The sequence below is a fragment of the Rosenbergiella gaditana genome (genome assembly GCF_018494065.1).
Classification (GTDB): domain Bacteria; phylum Pseudomonadota; class Gammaproteobacteria; order Enterobacterales; family Enterobacteriaceae; genus Rosenbergiella; species Rosenbergiella gaditana.
This window is the reverse complement of sequence record NZ_JABBFR010000026.1, coordinates 1-20,696: the sequence shown is the minus strand read 5'-3', so window position 1 is coordinate 20,696 and position 20,696 is coordinate 1. Positions and strand designations below refer to the sequence as shown.

General features: G+C 46.5%; 18 protein-coding genes, 1 tRNA gene and 1 pseudogene. 12 read left to right on the top strand and 8 right to left on the bottom strand.

Annotated elements, in window-relative coordinates; all coding sequences use genetic code 11:
• Window positions 1–99 (top strand): IS1 family transposase (locus HH682_RS14055; protein ID WP_214238154.1); only part of this gene is annotated, 99 nt, incomplete at its 5' end.
• A gap of 288 nt (window positions 100–387) precedes the next feature.
• Here HH682_RS14055 and HH682_RS14050 read toward each other — a convergent pair.
• From HH682_RS14050 to arnB, 7 genes are read right to left on the bottom strand one after another with little or no spacing between them, the layout of a single operon-like run.
• Window positions 388–756 (bottom strand): EamA family transporter, encoded by a 369-nt coding sequence (locus HH682_RS14050; RefSeq protein ID WP_214238153.1) that lies wholly within the window; start codon window positions 754–756, stop codon window positions 388–390.
• A complete protein-coding gene (gene arnE / locus HH682_RS14045; RefSeq protein ID WP_214238152.1) occupies window positions 756–1,079 on the bottom strand; it encodes a 4-amino-4-deoxy-L-arabinose-phosphoundecaprenol flippase subunit ArnE in 324 nt (107 codons plus the stop codon). The genes HH682_RS14050 and arnE overlap by 1 nt, the downstream gene beginning before the upstream one ends.
• Window positions 1,076–2,722: a lipid IV(A) 4-amino-4-deoxy-L-arabinosyltransferase gene (gene arnT, locus HH682_RS14040; RefSeq protein WP_214238151.1), complete on the bottom strand. Its 1,647-nt coding sequence runs from the start codon at window positions 2,720–2,722 to the stop codon at window positions 1,076–1,078. The genes arnE and arnT overlap by 4 nt, the downstream gene beginning before the upstream one ends.
• A complete protein-coding gene (gene arnD / locus HH682_RS14035; protein ID WP_214238150.1) occupies window positions 2,719–3,621 on the bottom strand; it encodes a 4-deoxy-4-formamido-L-arabinose-phosphoundecaprenol deformylase in 903 nt (300 codons plus the stop codon). Before arnD ends, arnT begins: the two co-directional genes overlap by 4 nt.
• Before the next feature lies 1 nt (window position 3,622).
• On the bottom strand, window positions 3,623–5,605 hold the full coding sequence (arnA, locus tag HH682_RS14030; RefSeq protein ID WP_214238149.1) for a bifunctional UDP-4-amino-4-deoxy-L-arabinose formyltransferase/UDP-glucuronic acid oxidase ArnA: 1,983 nt from the start codon (window positions 5,603–5,605) through the stop codon (window positions 3,623–3,625).
• 20 nt (window positions 5,606–5,625) lie between these two features.
• Complete coding sequence (gene arnC, locus HH682_RS14025) at window positions 5,626–6,585, bottom strand: undecaprenyl-phosphate 4-deoxy-4-formamido-L-arabinose transferase (protein ID WP_214238148.1); 960 nt, start codon at window positions 6,583–6,585, stop codon at window positions 5,626–5,628.
• Window positions 6,586–6,589: 4 nt separating this feature from the next.
• Window positions 6,590–7,726, bottom strand: a complete 1,137-nt coding sequence (gene arnB / locus HH682_RS14020) for a UDP-4-amino-4-deoxy-L-arabinose aminotransferase (protein WP_214238147.1) — start codon at window positions 7,724–7,726, stop codon at window positions 6,590–6,592.
• Between the two features lie 412 nt (window positions 7,727–8,138).
• Between arnB and HH682_RS14015 the strand changes: the two genes are divergently transcribed.
• The 11 genes from HH682_RS14015 to HH682_RS13965 all read left to right on the top strand — a co-directional run bounded on the left by HH682_RS14015 (window position 8,139) and on the right by HH682_RS13965 (window position 20,344).
• Window positions 8,139–8,215, top strand: a tRNA-Met gene (locus HH682_RS14015).
• A gap of 194 nt (window positions 8,216–8,409) precedes the next feature.
• Window positions 8,410–8,862 carry a ribosome maturation factor RimP gene (gene rimP, locus HH682_RS14010; protein ID WP_048911402.1) on the top strand — a complete coding sequence of 151 codons (453 nt, stop codon included), beginning with the start codon at window positions 8,410–8,412 and terminating at the stop codon, window positions 8,860–8,862.
• Between the two features lie 24 nt (window positions 8,863–8,886).
• Window positions 8,887–10,374, top strand: coding sequence for a transcription termination factor NusA (gene nusA / locus HH682_RS14005; RefSeq protein WP_214238146.1), 1,488 nt, complete (start codon window positions 8,887–8,889; stop codon window positions 10,372–10,374).
• 18 nt (window positions 10,375–10,392) lie between these two features.
• The gene (gene infB / locus HH682_RS14000) at window positions 10,393–13,071 is read left to right on the top strand and encodes a translation initiation factor IF-2 (RefSeq protein WP_214238145.1); all 2,679 of its coding nucleotides are present in this window, start codon (window positions 10,393–10,395) and stop codon (window positions 13,069–13,071) included.
• A gap of 66 nt (window positions 13,072–13,137) precedes the next feature.
• Window positions 13,138–13,542, top strand: coding sequence for a 30S ribosome-binding factor RbfA (gene rbfA, locus HH682_RS13995; protein WP_214238144.1), 405 nt, complete (start codon window positions 13,138–13,140; stop codon window positions 13,540–13,542).
• Window positions 13,542–14,486, top strand: a complete 945-nt coding sequence (gene truB / locus HH682_RS13990) for a tRNA pseudouridine(55) synthase TruB (RefSeq protein ID WP_214238143.1) — start codon at window positions 13,542–13,544, stop codon at window positions 14,484–14,486. The genes rbfA and truB overlap by 1 nt, the downstream gene beginning before the upstream one ends.
• A 106-nt stretch (window positions 14,487–14,592) precedes the next feature.
• Window positions 14,593–14,862 (top strand): 30S ribosomal protein S15, encoded by a 270-nt coding sequence (gene rpsO, locus HH682_RS13985; protein WP_048911407.1) that lies wholly within the window; start codon window positions 14,593–14,595, stop codon window positions 14,860–14,862.
• A 301-nt stretch (window positions 14,863–15,163) separates the two neighbouring features.
• A complete protein-coding gene (pnp, locus tag HH682_RS13980) occupies window positions 15,164–17,302 on the top strand; it encodes a polyribonucleotide nucleotidyltransferase (protein WP_214238142.1) in 2,139 nt (712 codons plus the stop codon).
• A 116-nt stretch (window positions 17,303–17,418) separates the two neighbouring features.
• Window positions 17,419–18,303, top strand: a complete 885-nt coding sequence (nlpI, locus tag HH682_RS13975; protein WP_214238141.1) for a lipoprotein NlpI — start codon at window positions 17,419–17,421, stop codon at window positions 18,301–18,303.
• Between the two features lie 102 nt (window positions 18,304–18,405).
• Window positions 18,406–18,462 carry a protein YrbN gene (gene yrbN / locus HH682_RS16155; RefSeq protein ID WP_157725418.1) on the top strand — a complete coding sequence of 19 codons (57 nt, stop codon included), beginning with the start codon at window positions 18,406–18,408 and terminating at the stop codon, window positions 18,460–18,462.
• 16 nt (window positions 18,463–18,478) lie between these two features.
• On the top strand, window positions 18,479–20,344 hold the full coding sequence (locus HH682_RS13965) for a DEAD/DEAH family ATP-dependent RNA helicase (RefSeq protein WP_214238140.1): 1,866 nt from the start codon (window positions 18,479–18,481) through the stop codon (window positions 20,342–20,344).
• A 46-nt stretch (window positions 20,345–20,390) separates the two neighbouring features.
• On the opposite strand, the pseudogene HH682_RS13960 reads toward HH682_RS13965, so the two are convergent.
• Window positions 20,391–20,696: pseudogene (locus HH682_RS13960) on the bottom strand (IS4 family transposase); the annotation flags it as partial.

Sequence of the window (20,696 nt, the reverse complement as noted above, 5' to 3'; positions counted from 1 at the left end):
ATCAAGCGTTTAGCCCGAAAAACAATCTGCTTCTCACGCACAATAGAGCTACATGAAAAAGTCATCGGGGCCTTCATCGAAAAATATATATTCTACTAATTGGAGTCATTACCGCATTTCCCATATATTCCATCCTCATTCTTGTAAAAAAGTAACGTGTTTATGATGGAGTTATTTTTTCATGGGAGCGTTTTGAGATTATGATTAAAGTCATTATTTTCTGATCAATAAAAATTACCTGACAGAAAAGAGTGTTTTTTATATACAACCAATGGATTATTTACTCAGTCCCCTTTTAAAACTCATATACTATGGGTGGGGATGAATATAGGTGGATTGATGAGGGAGAGCAGTGTGGCCGATCAATGTTGGCAAAGTGTGCTCTTTTTAATTTTTTTTGATGGTCACGATCAAGCAGACACCACTCACAATACATCCAAGACCGAGTAGCGCTTGCCAACTTAATAAGTTCTGTTCATTGGGAATAAATAATGAGGCTACCCATACGAGTATGTAACTGATACTAAGTAACGGGTAAGCCTGAGAAAGGGAGAGACTACGTAATGCTCGGGTCCAGCTCAGTAAAGATAAAATATAGCTGAACAAGCCTAAGAATAAATAAAGTATCTCTAGTCTGCTACGAAAAATCGATATTACGGAAAATCCGTTAGCATCAGAATGCATGGCTAAGCGAAGTAAAACTTGTGCAACGGTCACTAATAAAATGCTCGTTATGACCCATCGGTACTTTTTCACTATGAACTCCCCAATAAAAATGTACCGATAATGATTAAAAGGATGCCTAACCACTGTTGTTTACCTATTGGTTCCTGCCACAGTAAGTACGACATCAAGGCGACCCATAAGTAATTAAGACTCAACAAGGGGTAAGCGATGCCGACGGGTAAGCTACGTAACACTTGAAGCCAGCACAGCATCGCGAGCGCTAATAGCCCTAATGCGATCAGCATCCATAAGCACAAATTTCGACGATACTTACTTAATGCCGCTTGTTTTTGGCATAACTGCGCGATGCCACTCAATAAGCTGGTGATTAGCAGTTGGCACCAGACCGTCATTGGGGGAGATACTGCATTAATATTATCCTTCCTTGCTGTATAACGTGGTCAGCAGCAGGCAAGGATTGGAGCGGCAGGTTGTTTTCAACTTTCAGGAAAAGTGAAACCGTTCCGGCGGCACGATGCGCTGCGAGCCAAGCTGGAAATTCGGCTAATGAGACGAATTTCTGCTGTGCATCGGGGTAACTGAGGCCGTAAGCCAACTCACCACGATTTTTTAACATGATCACATCACTGCGTTTCAACTGCCATGCAATGCCGGCCGCAATCCCGACATCATTACTTAAAATAAATTGGCTCGATTGGAGTGCATCAGCGTTATGCTGCAGAAAAAATTGTGGTGTTTTGGTTAGCAATACAGAGGTTGGAATGACCATCCAAAAGGTTAGCGCCAGCCCTAATGGACAGCAGGCGATTAATGTCCAACCAATGCGTAAGGTTTTTAGGGATAAGCAAGCACAGAGGAGCCAGGTTGTAAAAGCGAACAGCGTAATCAGGCACTTTATGGACTCAGAATCTGTCCAAAAAGGTTTTTTGAGCAGTCCCCAAGGTGAGGCAACCATGATCGCGATAATGACTAGGCTCGCAAACAAAATATTAATCCACGCGGTGGCTCTGATAATAGCCCGCCCACTCTCAATACTTTCCTGAAGATAGCGTGCCATTAAGAGTGCCAAGGGAGCGAAACAGGGCAGTATATAGGTGAGAAGTTTCCCATTTGCAAGGCTAAAAAAGAGTAACGGCATCAGTGTCCAGGCTAAGAGATAACCGGCCTCATGGCGTCGATGCTGCCACCCATGTAATAAAGCACCGGGCAGTAGTCCTAGCCACGGCAGCGAACCCGCAATCAGGCAGGGAAAGTAATACCAGAAAGGGGCATTATGTTGTGCATTGCTGTGGGCAAAGCGTTGAATGTGCTCTACCCAAAAGAAGTAGTGCCAAAAGTCAGGTTCTTGCTGAGCAATGGTGATGCCCCAAGGCAATAGTGTGAGCAAACAGCTTATTATGGAGATAAAACTATAGAGTATGACCTCGGCCCGACGCTGCGTAATCAGTAACCAAGGCACGACACTTATCACAGGCACCGCGAGGGCAATAAAACCCTTGGTCATTACGCCTAATCCACAACAGATGCCTAATAGCGCATAGTAAAAGATTTTCTTACTATAATCGGGCGCTTGGTAAGCGTACCAACAGCTCATCATTGCGGCAACGAGCCAAAGTGAAACAATCGGATCTAGCACGGCATAGGTGCCGATCCCGTAGACAATGAAAAGGGTTAGATGGATCACTGCCGTTAAATATGCGGCTAGACGACAGCGCCATAAAGACCAAGCAAAGCGCGCGAGAAGCAAGCTGGTAAGTAATGTAGAGGCGATAGACCCAAATCTTACGGCAAAAGAGCTCTCACCGAATAACCATTGGCCTAAATTGTTTACCCAATACCCTAAAACAGGCTTCTCGAAATAACGGATATCAAGAAAATACGGTGCTGCCCAGCGCCCTGTTGCCAACATTTCACGACTTATCTCAGCGTAACGTGTTTCATCAGGCTGCCAAAGTAAGCGGCCATTAATGGGTATAATGTAATAGAGAACGATTATAGCCATGAGGAACAGAAGTGAAGAATGATAGCGACTCATGATGGCTGGTCCGTTATCTGCTGATGGCCGAGCCAGCCTTCTCGTCCAGGGATCGTTTGGCGGATAAGAGTTCCTATCGGTAGAGGACGTGGTTTGTTCGCGAGTAATTCACCGAGGGGGCAGAATTGAATCCCTTCATCAGCAGCCATCTGTAACAGTTGCGCAAAGGAATCCGCTGCAACAAGGCCTTCAACTTCGGCATGGATAGTGTAGACCGGATCGCCTTTAGCCTGATGGATAGCATCAAGCAAATAGCGGTTAAAGCCTTTTGCAGGGACTAGCCGTCCAACGGTTTCATCCCAAGTCGGTAATGTCACGGGAATTTGGACTGTCGCTAAATGCGATGACGAAAGCTTAGGAGTAAATATTTCCGATCCTCGGCAATCACTATGGTAGCGTAAACCAAACCGCTCTTGATACTCAATGACGCGTTGGTCAGCCCGCCAGCCCGGCGCAGCAGAACAGTCAATGGGTCGCCCAACAATGCGAGAAAGTTCGTTTAAGCCGATGGCGAATTGTTCACATAATTGCTCTTCACTCCACGTTTCGACCTGGGTTTGCCAAGCATGGTGATCCCAGGCATGTAGACCAACTTCGTGGTCCTTTGCCGCCATCTGAATAATAGTCTCGCATCGCCGACCAATTTTTTTTCCTGGCCAGCACGTTCCTGCTAACAGAATATCCCAACCATAAAGTGTCGCTGCGCGGGAACGGATCATTTTCAGTAAAAAAGCCGGTTTGAAGAGTCGCCAAAGATGTCGGCCCATGTTGTCTGGACCGACACTAAAAAAGAAACTCGCGGTATAGTGATGCCGAGCTAAGTTCTTAAGGAGAGAAGGAACCCCGCGTTGTGTGCCGCGGAGTGTATCGACATCAATGCGTAACCCGACATGTTTCATCTTATTCCTCGCCATCGTTGAGGACCACGGAGCGGAGGAAAAAGTCCAGCGTGCGTTCAATCGTTTGTGTTAAGGGAATGGAAGGTTGCCAGTCGAGATAACGTTGCGCGTTAGCAATGCTTGGTTTACGGTATTCGACATCTTGATAACCATCGCCATAAAATTGTTGGCTTTCAATCGATTTAAACCCGGCAAAAGGTGGAAAATGGTGGCGTAAAGGATGTTTTTCAAAAGAGATTAATAGCATCTGTGCCAGTTGGCGTATGCTGGCTTCATTATGTGGATTACCGATATTAATAATTTTTCCATCACAAGCCTTGTCGTTATTCTCAATAATCCGAAATAGTGCCGAAATTCCATCGTCGATATCCGTAAAACAGCGTTTTTGGTTTCCGCCTTCGATAAGCTTTATTGGGGTCCCTTCGACCAAATTGAGAATCAATTGAGTAATGGCCCGCGAACTGCCAATACGCGCTGCATCGAGGCTATCTAAGCGAGGTCCCATCCAGTTAAAGGGACGAAATAGCGTAAATTGTAAGCCATGTTTATCACCATAAGCCCAGATCACCCTATCCAATAGCTGTTTTGAGATTGAATAGATCCAACGTTGTTTATTAATTGGCCCGACCACTAGCGGAGAATGGTTTTCGTTAAATTCCTCATCGGTACACATACCGTAGACTTCGGAGGTTGAGGGGAAGATGACGCGTTTTTGATATTTGACGCAATGACGAATAATCTTCAAGTTTTCTTCAAAATCGAGCTCAAACACACGCAGTGGATTACGGGTATATTCGATGGGCGTCGCGATAGCGACTAATGGTAAAATGATATCGCACTTCTTTATATGATATTCAATCCACTCAGAGTGAATACTGATATCGCCTTCAACAAAATGAAAGCGCGGGGAGTCCAGAAAACGTTCGATAGCTTCAGAACCGATATCTAGGCCATATACTTCATAGTTATTGTCTGCCAATAGCCGTTCTGTCAGGTGATTACCAATAAAACCATTCACGCCTAAAATCAGGACTTTTGTTAGCCTCTTCTTTTTTTCAGGTGGAGTATGGTGTAAACGAGAACCCACGACCAAACCTAAATGTTCAGCTAATTGAGCGCCTTGCATATAGAGCCCTTGCGGTGTCTGACCAGTGATAATATCGAGGGCATTTTGCTGGCAAGCAATACGAAGCGGCGAGAGGGATAGTACGGTACCGGGTGTCGACTGATGAATTACCTGACAGACCGCCGATTGCCAAATAATAAGGGGTTGGTTCCCAGCATAACTCAATGCTCCAGGCCATGGTTGCGTTACCGCTCTGACTAAATTATGCAGTTCATCGGCAGATTTGTGCCAGTTAAGTCGCCCATCCTGTTTATTTCTACGGCGATAATAAGTCGCCTGTGACTCATCTTGTGGGGTGGCGGTAATTGTTCCTTGAATAAGGCAGGGTAAGATTTGTTGCAAAAGAGTTTGAGCCAGCAGACATAATTTATGGTGGAGTGTCAGGGCGGTATCACTCTCTTCAATCGATATGCGATGTTGAGCAATGATATCTCCAGCATCCGCCCGCTCTACCATACGGTGGAGGGTCATTCCTGTTTCCGACTCGCCGTTGGCTATCACCCAATTTAATGGGGCACAACCCCGATACTTTGGCAGCAATGACCCGTGTAGGTTGAATGCTCCGCACGGTACACTGTCAATAATTACCTTACTAATCAGTTGGCGGTAATAAAATGAAAAAATAATATCAGCGTTAAATTGCTTTATTTTTTCAATCCATAATGGATGATTAACATTCTCTGGTGCATAAATTGGAATACCTTTCTCCGCGGCTAATTTTGCGACGGAACGATAAAAGATCACTTCATCAGCGCTATCAGTATGTGTAAATATAGCTTCGATAGTCATTCCGGCTGAAAGTAAAGACATTATTCCCGTGTAACCAATATCATGATACGCAAAAACGATAGCTTTCATTAATATTATTCCTTTAATTATTATTTCTTATCCGTTGTCTCAATCCGTTGAATAAAGTATCGAGGTCGAGCCCTTACATCATGATAAATTCGGCCTATATATTCGCCGAGTAATCCCATTCCAATAAACTGTGCACCAATAAAAATAAATAATAATGCGAAAAGGATAAATACCCCTTCGGCTGACCACTGTGGACCCAGAATAATTCTCATGGCGATCAAAAAAATAGAAAATAAGAAGCCCATTAGGGCAATAACGCTCCCAAGAATACTGAGTAGCCTTAGGGGTGTCGTCGTCATACAGGTGACGAGATCATACATTAGGTTGATAAGCCGCATTGTTGTGTATTTTGAGTGGCCAAACTCCCTTTCTGCATGGTTAACCGGGATATCGACAACCTTTTGGGCGAAGGTATTCGCGAGCAGAGGAACAAAGGTGCTCCGTTCATGACAGGTCAGCATGGCATCGACGATATGACGACGATAGGCGCGCAACATACACCCGTAATCACCTATTCCTTGACCGGTTGAACGCTGGATTAATTGATTAATGACGCGAGAGGCTGTTTTACGAAAAACGCTATCTTGCCGATTTATTCTGATGGTGCCGACGACATCATATCCCTCAGCCGCTTTGTTAACCAGTCGGGGGATTTCTTCAGGTGGGTTTTGTAAGTCAGCATCTAACGTAATGATTAAATCCCCTTGTGCTTGGCTAAAGCCGGCCATTAGCGCGGAGTGTTGTCCATAATTACGATTCAAGAAAACCGCGGTAATCGCCTTATTTGTATTGAGGGCGGCATCACTCAAAAGTGGGCCAGAACCGTCCCGGCTGCCATCATCGACCATGATGATTTCATAGGGGTAAGCCAAGCTTTGGCACACCGCTAAGGTACGAGAGATTAACTCGGGCAGGCATTGTTCCTCATTAAACACAGGGATCACAATCGATATAAGGGTCAGTGGAGAATTGGTTGACATGCTATTACCTCAAAATATCGTGTATTACACGGCTAACCGTCAGAATATCGTCTTCTGTCATACCGGGAAAAAGAGGCAGAGAACAGACAGTATCACTGTTCCATTCGCTGTTCGGTAAGGAGAGGTGCGGGTATTTTTGACGATAGTAAGCGTGGGTGTGTGCAGCACGAAAGTGTAGGCCGCTGCCAATCCCTTGATCACGGAGCTTGTCCATGAAGGTATCGCGATCGATACCACAGAGTGTTTTATCGACGCGCACGATAAACAGATGCCACGCATGGGTATGTGGCCAGTCAGGGCGTTGTAAAGGGAGCAAAGGCAGATCGTCGAGTAAGGATAAGTAGTGTTCGGCGAGATGCTGCCGTTGTTGGTTAAATACTACAAGTTTCTGCATCTGTACTAACGCTATCGCAGCGTTAATATCGGGGAGGTTATACTTATATCCAGGCTGTATCACCTCTGCGTGGGGTGAGCGTCCCGGCTGCAATCTTGAGGGACTATCAAGTTGTAGGCCGTGGAACCTTAGGCTTTTCACGCGTTGGGCGAAATCCTCATCATCCGTAACAATCATACCGCCTTCGCCACAAGTAATATTTTTGATGGCATGGAAAGAAAATATCGCGGTACCCTGCCCGCCAATAGTTTGCTGATGGAAGCGGGTGCCTAAAGCATGAGCAGCGTCCTCAATAACGGGGATCTGGTAACGTAAACCGATATCATAAATAGCGGCCAGATTAGCGGGGGCACCAGCAAAATGTACTGGGATAATCGCTTTGGTTCTGGCAGTTATTGCGGCTTCAATGGCTTGTGGTGTCACCATCAAGGTTTCACGATCCACCTCTATCATGACAGGCGTAGCCCCCAGCAGCTCGATCATATTGAGTGTGGAAACCCAAGTAAAAGAGGGAGTAATGACTTCATCACCCTCCCCAATGTTCAAGGCTAGTAAGCTAATATGCAGTGCAGCTGTGGCAGAACTGACGGCAATAGCGTGCTTATTACCGGTGTAGTGGCGGAAGCACATCTCGAGTTCGCTATTTTTCGGCCCGGTAGTAATCCAACCTGAATCGAGAACTTCTTTAACAGCAAGTAATTCCTTTTCGTCGAACGCGGGTTTAGCGAACGGTAAAAAATCACGCATAGTTCATCCTTGAAATATCGAGCAGTGAAGGTAATTCATACTCGCAATGTATTTAATGTGAGAGTGAATTAGCGATGATAGAGTGTTAGTTTTCCTTTAAACGATAAATAAACGACGAGAAAGTGTTATAGAGTTTTTTTGTGGCGGTAAAAGCAATAATTCGACAATTATTATCTTTTTACTTTCGTTCGTGGATATTAAGTATGAAAATGAAAAAGAATGCTATATAGAAATTAATTAATTATTTTCAAGTTTTCCAATTAATGCCTTTCCTGAAGTTAAATTATTTTAAAGATTGAGTCGTGTATCGCTATTAATTCTTATATCGATAAATCGGCATTGTCCTAGATGGACTGATCAGTTAAATTTGCTTTTATCCTCTTCTAGGCGTAATATTGAGCTGTTTTTCGGACGCGGGGTGGAGCAGCCTGGTAGCTCGTCGGGCTCATAACCCGAAGGTCGTCGGTTCAAATCCGGCCCCCGCAACCATTTTCCTAGTTCTTTTTCCAAATCGACGTCGCTAAGCGACGGGTTTTAGAAAAATGTCTATCGGAAATGGCTCCTGTCCTTCGACAGGCCCATACAGGATTCTGATTAAAACCCCGATTTTTCGGGGTTTTTTATTATCAGAAAAGCGTTGTCATACTGGGCGTTAGCCCTTTTTTTATGTCTTGGGGGTGGCTTTGTCCACGTTAGAACAGAAGTTAACAGAGTTGATTACAGCGCCAGTTGAAGCACTGGGATACGAATTAGTAGGTATAGAGTTCGTGCGGGCGCGCACCTCTACACTGCGAATCTATATTGATAGCGAAAATGGTATCAATGTTGACGACTGTGCCGATGTCAGTCATCAAGTCAGTGCTGTCATGGATGTTGAAGATCCAATCACTGTGGCGTATCACCTTGAAGTGTCTTCCCCAGGGCTGGATCGACCATTATTTACCGCAGCGCATTATGAACGTTTCGCTGGCCAAGATGTCAGTGTGGTATTACGTATCGCTGTACAAAATCGTCGAAAATGGCAGGGGACTATCAAATCTGTAGAGGGTGAGATGGTCACATTGTCCGTTGATGGCAAAGACGAAGTGTTTGCGCTGAGCAATATTCAGAAAGCAAACATTATCCCTCGTTTTTAAACGTTCTGATTGAGGCTAACCAGGATGAATAAAGAAATTTTAGCGGTTGTAGAAGCCGTTTCGAATGAAAAATCCCTGCCGCGTGAGAAAATTTTTGAAGCGTTAGAGAGCGCGCTGGCGACAGCGACCAAGAAAAAATACGAGCAAGAGATCGAAGTTCGTGTAGAAATCGATCGCAAAAGCGGCGATTTCGATACTTTCCGTCGTTGGGTCATTGTTGACGAAGTGACAATGCCAACTCGTGAAATCACGCTGGATGCGGCACGTTATGAAGATGAAAGTCTGCAACTTGGTGAATATGTTGAAGACCAAATCGAATCGGTGACATTTGACCGCATCACGACGCAAACGGCGAAACAAGTTATCGTTCAAAAGGTTCGTGAAGCAGAGCGGGCGTTAGTGGTTGATCAATTCCGCGAGCAGCAAGGCGAAATTATTACTGCCATCGTCAAGAAAGTGAATCGCGATAACATCATTCTTGATTTAGGGAACAACGCTGAAGCGGTAATCCTGCGAGAAGATATGCTGCCACGTGAAAATTTCCGTGCTGGTGATAGAATTCGTGGTGTACTGTATGCAGTACGTCCAGAAGCCCGTGGCGCTCAACTTTTCGTCACCCGTTCTAAGTCAGAAATGCTGGTAGAACTGTTCCGCATCGAAGTGCCAGAAATCGGTGAAGAAGTTATCGAGATTAAAGGCGCAGCCCGTGACCCAGGTTCGCGTGCGAAGATTGCGGTAAAAACCAACGATAAGCGTATTGACCCGGTCGGCGCTTGTGTAGGGATGCGTGGCGCGCGTGTACAAGCGGTCTCAAGTGAATTGGGCGGTGAACGTATTGATATCGTACTGTGGGATGATAATCCAGCGCAGTTCGTGATCAATGCAATGGCCCCTGCGGATGTCTCTTCAATCGTCGTTGATGAAGATAACCACACTATGGATATCGCCGTTGAAGCCAGCACCTTAGCGCAAGCTATTGGTCGTAATGGCCAGAACGTGCGTTTAGCTTCTCAACTCAGTGGTTGGGATCTGAATGTGATGACGGTTGAAGATTTACAAGCTAAGCATCAAGCGGAAGCACATGCCGCTATTGCAACCTTCACTAAATACCTCGATATTGATGAAGAGTTCGCCACTGTGCTAGTTGAAGAAGGGTTCTCTTCTCTCGAGGAGTTGGCTTATGTTCCCGTGGATGAACTACTGGAAATTGATGGCCTTGACGAAGAGATGGTAGAAGCTTTGCGTGAACGCGCTAAGACTGCGTTGACCACCTTAGCCGAAGATTCTGCTACTGGCGGAGCCATTAAACCCCCTGCAGAAGATCTGCTGGGCTTGAATGGTATGACGCCGGATTTAGCAAATCGCTTAGCGGCTATTGGTGTTTCCACCCTGGAAGATCTTGCGGAGCAAGGTGTTGACGATCTAGCAGATATCGAACAACTGGACGAAGAAAAAGCCGGTACGCTGATTATGGCGGCTCGTAATATCTGCTGGTTTGGCGACGACGCATAAAACACAGGAAGGAAAAGCATGACTGATGTAACAGTAAAAGCGCTAGCAACACAACTGAATACTCAGGTCGATCGCTTAGTTCAGCAATTGGCTGATGCGGGTATTCATAAATCCGATAACGATTCTGTGACGCAAGAAGAGCAAGATACCTTGCGTGCTCATCAGAAAAATACAGCGTCGAGTAAATTGACGCTCCAACGTAAAACTCGTAGTACGCTTAACGTTCCGAGTACCGGTGGAAAAAGTAAATCGGTACAAATTGAAGTCCGCAAAAAACGCACTTATGTGAAAGAAGATGCTGAAGCAGAGCGTAAAGCTCAAGCAGAAGCTGAAGCGCAAGCACAACGTGAAGCGGAAGAAAAAGCTAAGCAGGCAGCAGAAGAAGCCAAGCGGGCTGCTGAAGAAGCGAAGCGTAAAGCGGAAGAAAAAGCTAAACGTGAGGCGGAAGAAGCCGCTAAGCGTCAGGCGGTGGAATCAAATAAAGTGACCCAACAGAATCAAACTATGAATAAAGACGTACAGTCAGAAAAAGCACGCCGCGAAGCTGAAAACGCGGAGCTGAAGCGTAAAGCCGAAGAAGAAGCGCTCCGTAAAATCGAATCTGAAGCACAACGTGTAGCAGAAGAAGCGCGTCGTCTTGCTGAAGAGAAAGGCGAAGAGTGGGAAAAAGCGAGTCAGAAAACTGAAGAGGATACTGACTATCACGTGACCACTTCACAACACGCTCGCCAAGCTGAAGACGAAAACGATCGTGAAGTTGAAGGCGCTCGTACTCGTGGACGCACCGCGAAAGCACCTCGTGCGAAGAAAGGTAACAAGCACTCTGAAGCGAAGACTGATCGTGAAGAAGCGCGTGCAGCAGGTCGTGGCGTTAAAGGTAAACAGCGTGGTAAAAGCACGCTTCAGCAAGGTTTTAACAAGCCTGCTCAAGTTGTGAACCGTGACGTTCAAATTGGCGAAACTATCACTGTTGCTGAACTGGCTAACAAAATGGCCGTTAAAGGTTCACAAGTTATCAAAGCGATGATGAAAATGGGCGCAATGGCGACCATTAACCAAGTTATCGACCAAGAAACTGCGCAGATGGTGGCTGAAGAGATGGGCCACAAAGTTATCTTACGTCGCGAGAACGAATTAGAAGAAGCGGTAATGAGCGACCGTGACACCGGCACAACGGCAGAATTAGAGCCACGTGCACCGGTTGTAACGATCATGGGTCACGTTGACCACGGTAAAACATCATTACTGGATTACATTCGTTCAACGCGTGTTGCCTCAGGCGAAGCCGGCGGGATCACTCAGCACATCGGTGCTTACCACGTTGAAACCGATAACGGTATGGTCACCTTCTTAGATACTCCGGGACACGCCGCGTTTACCGCAATGCGTGCACGGGGTGCTCAAGCGACTGATATCGTAATCCTTGTTGTTGCGGCTGACGATGGCGTGATGCCACAGACGATTGAAGCGGTTCAGCACGCGAAAGCGGCGAATGTTCCGGTTATCGTTGCAGTGAACAAATGTGACAAGCCAGAAGCTGATCCAGATCGTGTTAAAAACGAACTGACTCAATTCGGTATCGTGCCGGAAGAGTGGGGCGGCGAAAACATGTTCGTTAACGTGTCTGCGAAAGCGGGTACAGGTATCGATGATTTACTGCAAGCAATCCTGTTACAAGCCGAAGTGTTAGAACTGACGGCTAACCGTAATGGTATGGCAAGTGGTGTCGTGATTGAATCTTTCCTAGACAAAGGTCGTGGTCCGGTTGCAACCGTACTGGTTCGTGCGGGAACCTTGAACAAAGGTGACATCGTACTGTGTGGCTTCGAATACGGACGTGTTCGTGCGATGCGTGACGAGCTTGGCCGCGAAGTGATAACTGCAGGCCCTTCTATTCCTGTGGAAATCCTCGGGATGTCAGGTGTTCCAGCGGCAGGTGATGAAGCGACTGTTGTTCGTGACGAAAAGAAAGCACGTGAAGTTGCTCTATACCGTCAAGGTAAATTCCGTGAAGTTAAGTTAGCTCGCCAGCAGAAATCTAAGCTGGAAAATATGTTTGCTAACATGACTGAAGGCGACGTCTCTGAACTGAATATCGTACTGAAAGCAGACGTTCAAGGTTCTGTTGAAGCGATCAGCGACTCCTTACTGAAACTGTCTACCGATGAAGTTAAAGTGAAAATCGTTGGTTCAGGTGTCGGTGGAATTACTGAAACGGATGCAACCTTAGCGGCGGCGTCTAACGCGATTCTGGTCGGATTTAACGTTCGTGCTGATGCCTCAGCGCGTCGCGTTATCGATAACGAAAGCTTAGATCTGCGTTACTACTCGGTTATCTATAACTTGATCGATGAAGTGAAAGCGGCAATGAGCGGTATGTTGGCGCCTGAGTACAAACAACAAATCATCGGCCTGGCACAAGTACGTGATGTCTTCAAATCACCTAAATTTGGCGCAATTGCCGGTTGTATGGTGACAGAAGGGATCATCAAGCGCCACAATCCTATCCGTGTTCTACGTGATAACATCGTTATTTACGAAGGTGAACTGGAATCATTACGTCGCTTTAAAGATGACGTGAATGAAGTCCGTAACGGTATGGAGTGTGGTGTCGGCGTGAAGAACTACAACGACGTCCGTGCGGGTGACCAAATCGAAGTGTTTGAAATCATTGAAATCAAACGTACTATCGATTAATTGTTGGCGAAGCTAGCAGTATTTGGGAGGCCTTTGGCCTCCCGAATTGTTTGAGAGGAAGAAAAAATGGCAAAAGAATTTGGACGCTCCCAGCGCGTCGCTCAAGAATTACAAAAAGAGCTGGCAGTCATCATCCAACGTGAAATTAAAGACCCTAGAGTGGGCATGATGGTGACGGTATCAGGCGTCGAGGTTTCTCGTGATCTCGCTTATGCAAAAGTGTTCGTGACGTTTTTAAACGATAAAGATGAAGATGCAGTGAAGCAAGGCGTGAAAGCACTCCAAGATGCTTCGGGCTTTATCCGTACTTTACTAGGTAAAGCGATGCGTCTACGTATCGTCCCTGAACTGACATTCTTCTACGACAACTCACTGGTTGAAGGGATGCGTATGTCGAATCTCGTTACCAGCGTCGTTAACAAAGACAACGAACGTCATGTTGATGATGAGAGTGAGGATAAGGAGGACTAATGGGTCGTCCACGTCGTCGCGGGCGCGATATTCATGGTGTGTTATTGCTGGATAAGCCACAAGGCATGTCATCGAATGATGTCCTACAAAAAGTAAAGAGACTCTATAACGCGAATAAAGCTGGCCATACTGGAGCCTTAGATCCTCTAGCAACCGGTATGCTGCCTATTTGCCTTGGAGAGGCGACCAAATTTTCACAATATTTGCTTGATGCGGATAAAAGATACCGCGTGATCGCGCGATTGGGTCAGCGCACCGATACCTCTGATGCCGATGGTAATATTGTTGAAGAGCGGGAGATCCAGTTCACGCAAGCACAGCTTGACCAAGCCTTAGAGCATTTTCGTGGCGATAGTGAACAAGTGCCCACGATGTTCTCTGCCTTAAAACATCAAGGTCGACCCCTTTACGAATACGCACGGCAAGGGATCACTGTGCCACGCGAAGCCCGCCCTATTACCGTGTATGAGTTACTATTCATTCGCTGGGAAGGGGAAGAGTTGGAGCTGGAAATCCATTGCTCGAAAGGCACCTATATTCGTACCATCATTGACGACTTAGGTGAGCGATTGGGCTGCGGTGCGCACGTTAGTATGTTACGTCGACTTCAAGTCGATCGCTACCCTGCTGAAAAAATGGTGACGTTAGCCCAGTTGCAACAGTGGGTTGCTGATGCCGAAACAGCAGGTAAACCAGCTGCGACGCAATTGGATCCATTATTATTACCGATGGATACCCCTGCCGCGGCTTACCCCATGGTGAGCTTACCGCAAGTCAGCAGCCATTGGTTTAAATTAGGTCAAGCGGTTCAGGTGGCAGGTGCACCCAGTGAGGGTTTAGTTCGAGTGTTCGAAACTGAAACTGATAAGTTTCTCGGTATGGCGCAGATCGATGACCAAGGGCGGGTTGCCCCAAAACGCTTAGTAGTGGAATTTCCTCTCTGAGGCGTTTGCACTATGGCGTAGCGCAGAGTAGAATGTCTGCGCTAAAAGTGAGTCGCTGAATTAGAGATCGGCGGCTCGAATTCATTTAAATTTATTGGAGTATATTATGTCTCTAAGCGTAGAAGCTAAAGCTGAGATCGTTGCTAAATATGGTCGTGATGCTAACGACAGTGGTTCAACTGAAGTACAAGTTGCTCTGTTAACTGCTCAAATCACTCACCTGCAAGGTCACTTCTCCGAGCACAAGAAAGATCACCACAGCCGTCGTGGTCTGCTTCGCATGGTTTCACAACGTCGTAAGCTACTGGATTACCTGAAGCGTAAAGATGTTAAGCGTTACACTGACCTGATCGCAAGCCTAGGTCTGCGTCGCTAAGATAAAAAATCTTTACGCGAAACTGCCTTGTATTTATACAAATTGCAGAATCAATGTTAAGATTACAACGCACTATGTGTGTAAGGGGCCTGCAAGGCCCCTTTTTTTGAATATTAGTTGTCCATTTTGTAACAGGCACGACAGTGTTATACTGTTATCCAGTGAAAGAAAGTTGCACGATTCGCGCGGCTAATGATAAGGCTTAATTATTTAGAAGAGCCTTATCATTAGTCGCGAGGATGCAAACCAATCACATTAATGATGACTTATTGCTTTACACTCCTCGATAAAGGAAACGATTTTGCTTAATCCGATAATCCAAAAATTCCAATACGGTCAACACACCGTTACCATCGAAACCGGCATGATGGCTCGTCAAGCGACCGCCGCGGTGATGGTGAGCATGGACGATACTTGTGTATTCGTTACTGTTGTAGGCCAGAAAAAAGCGAAAGCTGGTCAAGACTTCTTCCCATTGACGGTTAACTACCAAGAGCGTACTTACGCAGCCGGCCGTATCCCGGGTAGTTTTTTCCGTCGTGAAGGTCGTCCAAGCGAAGGCGAAACGTTAATTGCTCGCTTAATTGACCGTCCAGTTCGCCCATTATTCCCAGAAGGTTTTGTTAACGAAGTACAGGTTATTGCAACGGTAGTTTCTGTTAACCCGCAAGTGCACCCTGACATCGTTGCGATGATCGGTGCTTCAGCGGCACTATCGCTGTCAGGGATCCCGTTTAATGGCCCAATTGGTTCTGCGCGTGTTGGTTACATCAATGATCAATATGTTTTAAACCCGACAGCTGAAGAACTGGCGACAAGCCGTTTGGATTTAGTCGTAGCAGGGACTGAAAATGCGGTACTGATGGTTGAATCTGAAGCTGAAATCCTGTCAGAAGATCAAATGTTAGGCGCGGTTGTTTTCGGTCACGACCAACAACAAGTTGTTATTGAGAACATCAAACAACTGGTCGAGAAAGCGGGCAAACCACGTTGGGATTGGCAGCCAGAAGCGGTTAACGAAAGCCTTAACAGCCGTATCGCAGAACTGGCAGAGAGCCGTTTAAGCGAAGCTTACCGTATTACTGAGAAACAACAGCGTTATGCGCAGGTTGATGCAATCAAAAGCGAAACTACCGCAACACTATTGGCGGAAGATGAGAGCTTAGACGAAGGCGAAATCAGCGACATTCTGCATGCGATCGAGAAAAACGTGGTACGTAGCCGTGTCTTAAACGGTGAACCACGTATCGATGGCCGTGAAAAAGATATGGTCCGTGGCTTAGATGTTCGCACTGGTGTTTTACCGCGTACTCATGGTTCATCACTGTTCACCCGTGGTGAGACGCAAGCGTTAGTGACGGCGACCTTAGGGACTGCACGTGATGCGCAGAGCCTGGATGAGCTGATGGGCGAGAAATCAGATTCATTCTTGTTCCACTACAACTTCCCTCCGTACTCAGTCGGTGAGACAGGAATGGTCGGTTCACCTAAGCGTCGTGAAATTGGTCACGGTCGTTTAGCTAAGCGTGGCGTATTGGCTGTAATGCCTAAGCAAGATGAGTTCCCATACACCGTACGTGTGGTGTCAGAAATCACAGAATCAAACGGTTCTTCTTCCATGGCCTCTGTTTGTGGTGCGTCATTAGCCCTGATGGATGCGGGTGTACCGATTAAAGCTGCGGTAGCCGGTATTGCAATGGGTCTGGTTAAAGAAGACGAGCGCTTTGTTGTCCTGTCTGACATCCTTGGTGACGAAGATCACCTTGGCGATATGGACTTTAAAGTTGCGGGTAGCCGTGAAGGTATTACTGCACTGCAGATGGATATCAAAATTGAAGGTATCACGCGTGAAATCATGCAAGCGGCCCTTAGCCAAGCAAAAGGCGCACGTTTACATATTCTGAGCGTGATGGAAGAAGCGATTGGCACTCACCGTGGTGATATCTCTGAATTTGCTCCACGTATTCACACCATCCGTATTAGCCCTGATAAGATCAAGGACGTAATCGGTAAAGGTGGTTCTGTTATCCGTGCGTTAACAGAAGAAACGGGTACAACTATCGAAATCGAAGATGATGGTACCGTGAAAATTGCAGCAACTGATGGTGATAAAGCTAAAGAAGCGATTCGTCGTATCGAAGAGATCACTGCAGATATCGAAGTAGGTCGTATCTACAGCGGTAAAGTGACCCGTATTGTTGACTTTGGTGCATTCGTTTCCATTGGCGGCGGTAAAGAAGGCCTGGTGCATATTTCTCAAATCGCCGATAAGCGCGTAGAGAAAGTCTCTGATTACTTACAGATGGCACAAGAAGTGCCGGTTAAGGTACTAGAGATTGATCGTCAAGGCCGTGTTCGCTTAAGCATGAAAGAAGCTGTGGAAAAACCACAGGTTGAAGCATCTGAAGCGACCGACGCGCCAGCAACTGACGCCGAGTAACTGTCGTATACTTTTCCTGCTTCAATAATGAAGCAGGATTTATTTTTTAAGGTGTCAAAGTAATGAGACACCTTAAAGTTGACTGCATCCGCATGCTGGTACCTGGGAGTGGAAGAATGAAGCCTTATTTACGCTGGGGTTTTATTGCGACAGCTTTGTTGCTGGCTGGATGTAGCAACGCAAATTGGCGTAAGGACGAAGTATTAGCCGTTCCTTTACAGCCTACTTTGCAACAAGAAGTGATGCTTGCTCGTATGGAACAAATACTTGCCAGTCGATCACTGACAGAAGATGAACGCGCACAGTTGTTATATGAGCGCGGAGTGTTGTATGATAGTCTAGGTTTACGGGCACTTGCACGGAACGATTTTTCCCAAGCATTGTCTATAAGACCTGATATGCCTGAAGTCTTCAATTATTTAGGTATTTATCTTACGCAGGCAGGCAATTATGATGCTGCCTATGAAGCGTTCGATTCTGTACTGGAACTTGATCCAACTTACAATTATGCGCATCTTAACCGTGGCATCGCGTTTTATTACGGTGGCCGGTACAAGTTAGCGCAAGATGATCTGCTGGCGTTTTATCACGACGATCCTAATGACCCTTTTCGGAGTTTATGGCTTTACTTGGCGGAAGAAAAAATTGATGCCAACAAAGCAAATTCTGCATTGCAACAACGTTATAATGCAGCGAAAAGAGAGCAATGGGGATGGAAAATAGTCGAATTCTACCTGAGAAAAATCAGCGAAAAGCAGCTGATGCTGAGTCTCCAGGAAGATGCTACGGATAACACCTCGCTCGCTGAACATCTCAGTGAAACCAACTTCTATTTAGGTAAACATTACCTAAGTCTGGGGGAGAAGGATAACGCAGAAGCGTTATTCAAACTGACGGTCGCTAACAATGTGAATAACTTTGTTGAGCACCGATATGCATTGTTGGAGCTGGCGCTACTCGGCCAAGCACAAGACGACTTATCAGAATCTGACCAGCAATAGCTGACAAACTCTTCATCTAGGAATTAACTTTCCATCATCCTTTTAGGATGAGGGTGTTTTATTTGTCAAAAACTTCTAATTTGAGCCGGTTCACACTTATCAATGAAAAGACCTGAAAGTTTTCATGACGAGTTATGTAGACTGGCCGCCGCAATCTAAGAGGCACTTGTACTACATGACTGATATTCAAACCACTTTTTCCGATCTAGGCCTTAACGAATCCATCCTTTCTGCATTGAGCGATCTGGGTTACGTAAAACCATCACCTATTCAAGCGGAGTGTATTCCACACCTGCTGGCTGGCCGTGATGTATTGGGTATGGCCCAAACCGGAAGTGGTAAAACTGCAGCATTCTCGCTGCCATTATTAAATAACATCGACCCTACTTTAAAAGCACCACAAATCCTGGTGTTAGCCCCGACGCGTGAGCTGGCGGTTCAAGTAGGTGAAGCATGTAACGAATTCTCAAAACACATGCGTGGCGTTAACGTCTTGGCACTTTACGGTGGCCAACGTTATGACGTACAGCTGCGTGCATTACGTCAAGGTCCACAAATTGTTGTTGGTACCCCAGGGCGTTTACTTGATCACTTAAAACGTGGCACCCTTGACCTGTCTAATCTGCGTGGTTTAGTGCTGGACGAAGCTGATGAGATGCTTCGTATGGGCTTCATCGAAGACGTTGAAACCATCATGGCGCAAATCCCAGAAGGTCATCAGACGGCGCTGTTCTCGGCAACTATGCCAGAAGCGATTCGTCGTATTACTCGCCGTTTTATGAAAAACCCACAAGAAGTTCGTATCCAATCGAGCTTAACCACTCGTCCTGACATCAGCCAATCTTATTGGACTGCTTATGGTCGTAAAAGTGATGCATTAGTTCGCTTCTTAGAAGCGGAAGATTTCGACGCCGCAATTATTTTCGTGCGTACTAAAAATGCAACCTTAGAAGTGGCAGAAACTTTAGAGCGTAGCGGTTACAACAGCGCCGCCCTAAACGGCGACATGAACCAAGCTTTACGTGAGCAAACGCTTGAGCGCTTAAAAGATGGTCGTCTAGATATCCTGATCGCCACTGATGTTGCGGCTCGTGGGTTAGACGTTGAGCGTATTAGCTTAGTCGTTAACTACGACATTCCATTGGACGCAGAGTCTTACGTTCACCGTATTGGCCGTACTGGCCGTGCAGGACGTGCAGGACGTGCATTACTGTTCGTCGAAAACCGTGAGCGTCGTTTACTTCGTAACATCGAACGCACGATGAAGCTGACGATTCCTGAAGTTGAGCTACCGAATGCGGAACTGTTAAGCACCCGTCGCCAGGAAAAATTTGCTGCGCGTGTACAACAGCAACTAGAAAGTAGCGATCTTGACCTATACCGTGGTCTGTTGACTAAGTTGTCTCCGCAAGAAGATCTTGATATGGAAACACTGGCTGCAGCATTACTGAAGATGGCCCAAGGTGAGCGTTCATTAATCGTTCCTACTGAAGCACCACGTCCTGCACGTCGTGAATTCCGTGAGCGTGATGATCGTCGTGACGACCGTCGTAGCGATGACCGCCGTGGTAATCGCGAAGCGGGTTCTCGTGAAGATCGCCCTCGCCGTGAGCGTCGTGATGTCGGTGATATGCTACTTTATCGCATCGAAGTGGGTCGTGATGATGGTGTTGAAGTTCGTCATATCGTTGGTGCGATTGCTAACGAAGGTGATATCAGCAGCCGTTACATCGGTAACATCAAACTGTTTGCCGGTCACTCAACCATTGAGTTACCGAAAGGTATGCCGGGCGAAGTGTTACAACACTTTACCAAAACGCGTATCCTTAACAAGCCAATGAACATGCAGTTAATGGGTGATGCACAACCGGGTGAACCGCGTCGTGGACGTGGTGGCCGTGACGGCGGTGGTCGTGATGGCGCTGGTGCTGGTGCTGGCCGTGGTGCTCGTGAAGGTGGACGTCGTTTTGGCGGCGGAAACCGTAACGAAGGCAACCGCGGTGAAGGTCATCGTGGACGCCGTGAAGAATCACGTCGTTAATTATCACGTATAATTACTATCAAGGGAGCCTATCGGCTAATGCTGGTCACTTAAGGTGGCCAGCATTATTTTTTAAGGGATATTTTGACCTTTTCTCTCTTACTTCCCTCGCATATTCCCGTTCTCGCCTCGAGGGCAGTTTTAGCATCGCTGCGTTGCTGTAAAAATGCTTCAGATGACCTGGCATAGCGCCCGGTGATGCCCACGGCAGCCCTATTAACAGCCGCAATATCTCCGATACCGCACCGCTAAAACTCAGCTGGTACGGTAGATACTCCCCCTTCAGACTGAACGCCATCTTAATCATCTGGTAACGAATAAGGTTATAAGTCAGTAAGATACCCCACAGCTC

Bases quoted from the DNA above. Each gene is read 5' to 3' on its own strand.
- arnE (WP_214238152.1), bottom strand. From the start codon at position 1,079: ATGACGGTCTGGTGCCAACTGCTAATCACCAGCTTATTGAGTGGCATC.
- arnT (WP_214238151.1), bottom strand. From the start codon at position 2,722: ATGAGTCGCTATCATTCTTCACTTCTGTTCCTCATGGCTATAATCGTT.
- arnD (WP_214238150.1), bottom strand. From the start codon at position 3,621: ATGAAACATGTCGGGTTACGCATTGATGTCGATACACTCCGCGGCACA.
- arnA (WP_214238149.1), bottom strand. From the start codon at position 5,605: ATGAAAGCTATCGTTTTTGCGTATCATGATATTGGTTACACGGGAATA.
- arnC (WP_214238148.1), bottom strand. From the start codon at position 6,585: ATGTCAACCAATTCTCCACTGACCCTTATATCGATTGTGATCCCTGTG.
- arnB (WP_214238147.1), bottom strand. From the start codon at position 7,726: ATGCGTGATTTTTTACCGTTCGCTAAACCCGCGTTCGACGAAAAGGAA.
- nusA (WP_214238146.1), top strand. From the start codon at position 8,887: ATGAATAAAGAAATTTTAGCGGTTGTAGAAGCCGTTTCGAATGAAAAA.
- infB (WP_214238145.1), top strand. From the start codon at position 10,393: ATGACTGATGTAACAGTAAAAGCGCTAGCAACACAACTGAATACTCAG.
- rbfA (WP_214238144.1), top strand. From the start codon at position 13,138: ATGGCAAAAGAATTTGGACGCTCCCAGCGCGTCGCTCAAGAATTACAA.
- truB (WP_214238143.1), top strand. From the start codon at position 13,542: ATGGGTCGTCCACGTCGTCGCGGGCGCGATATTCATGGTGTGTTATTG.
- rpsO (WP_048911407.1), top strand. From the start codon at position 14,593: ATGTCTCTAAGCGTAGAAGCTAAAGCTGAGATCGTTGCTAAATATGGT.
- nlpI (WP_214238141.1), top strand. From the start codon at position 17,419: ATGAAGCCTTATTTACGCTGGGGTTTTATTGCGACAGCTTTGTTGCTG.
- HH682_RS13965 (WP_214238140.1), top strand. From the start codon at position 18,479: ATGACTGATATTCAAACCACTTTTTCCGATCTAGGCCTTAACGAATCC.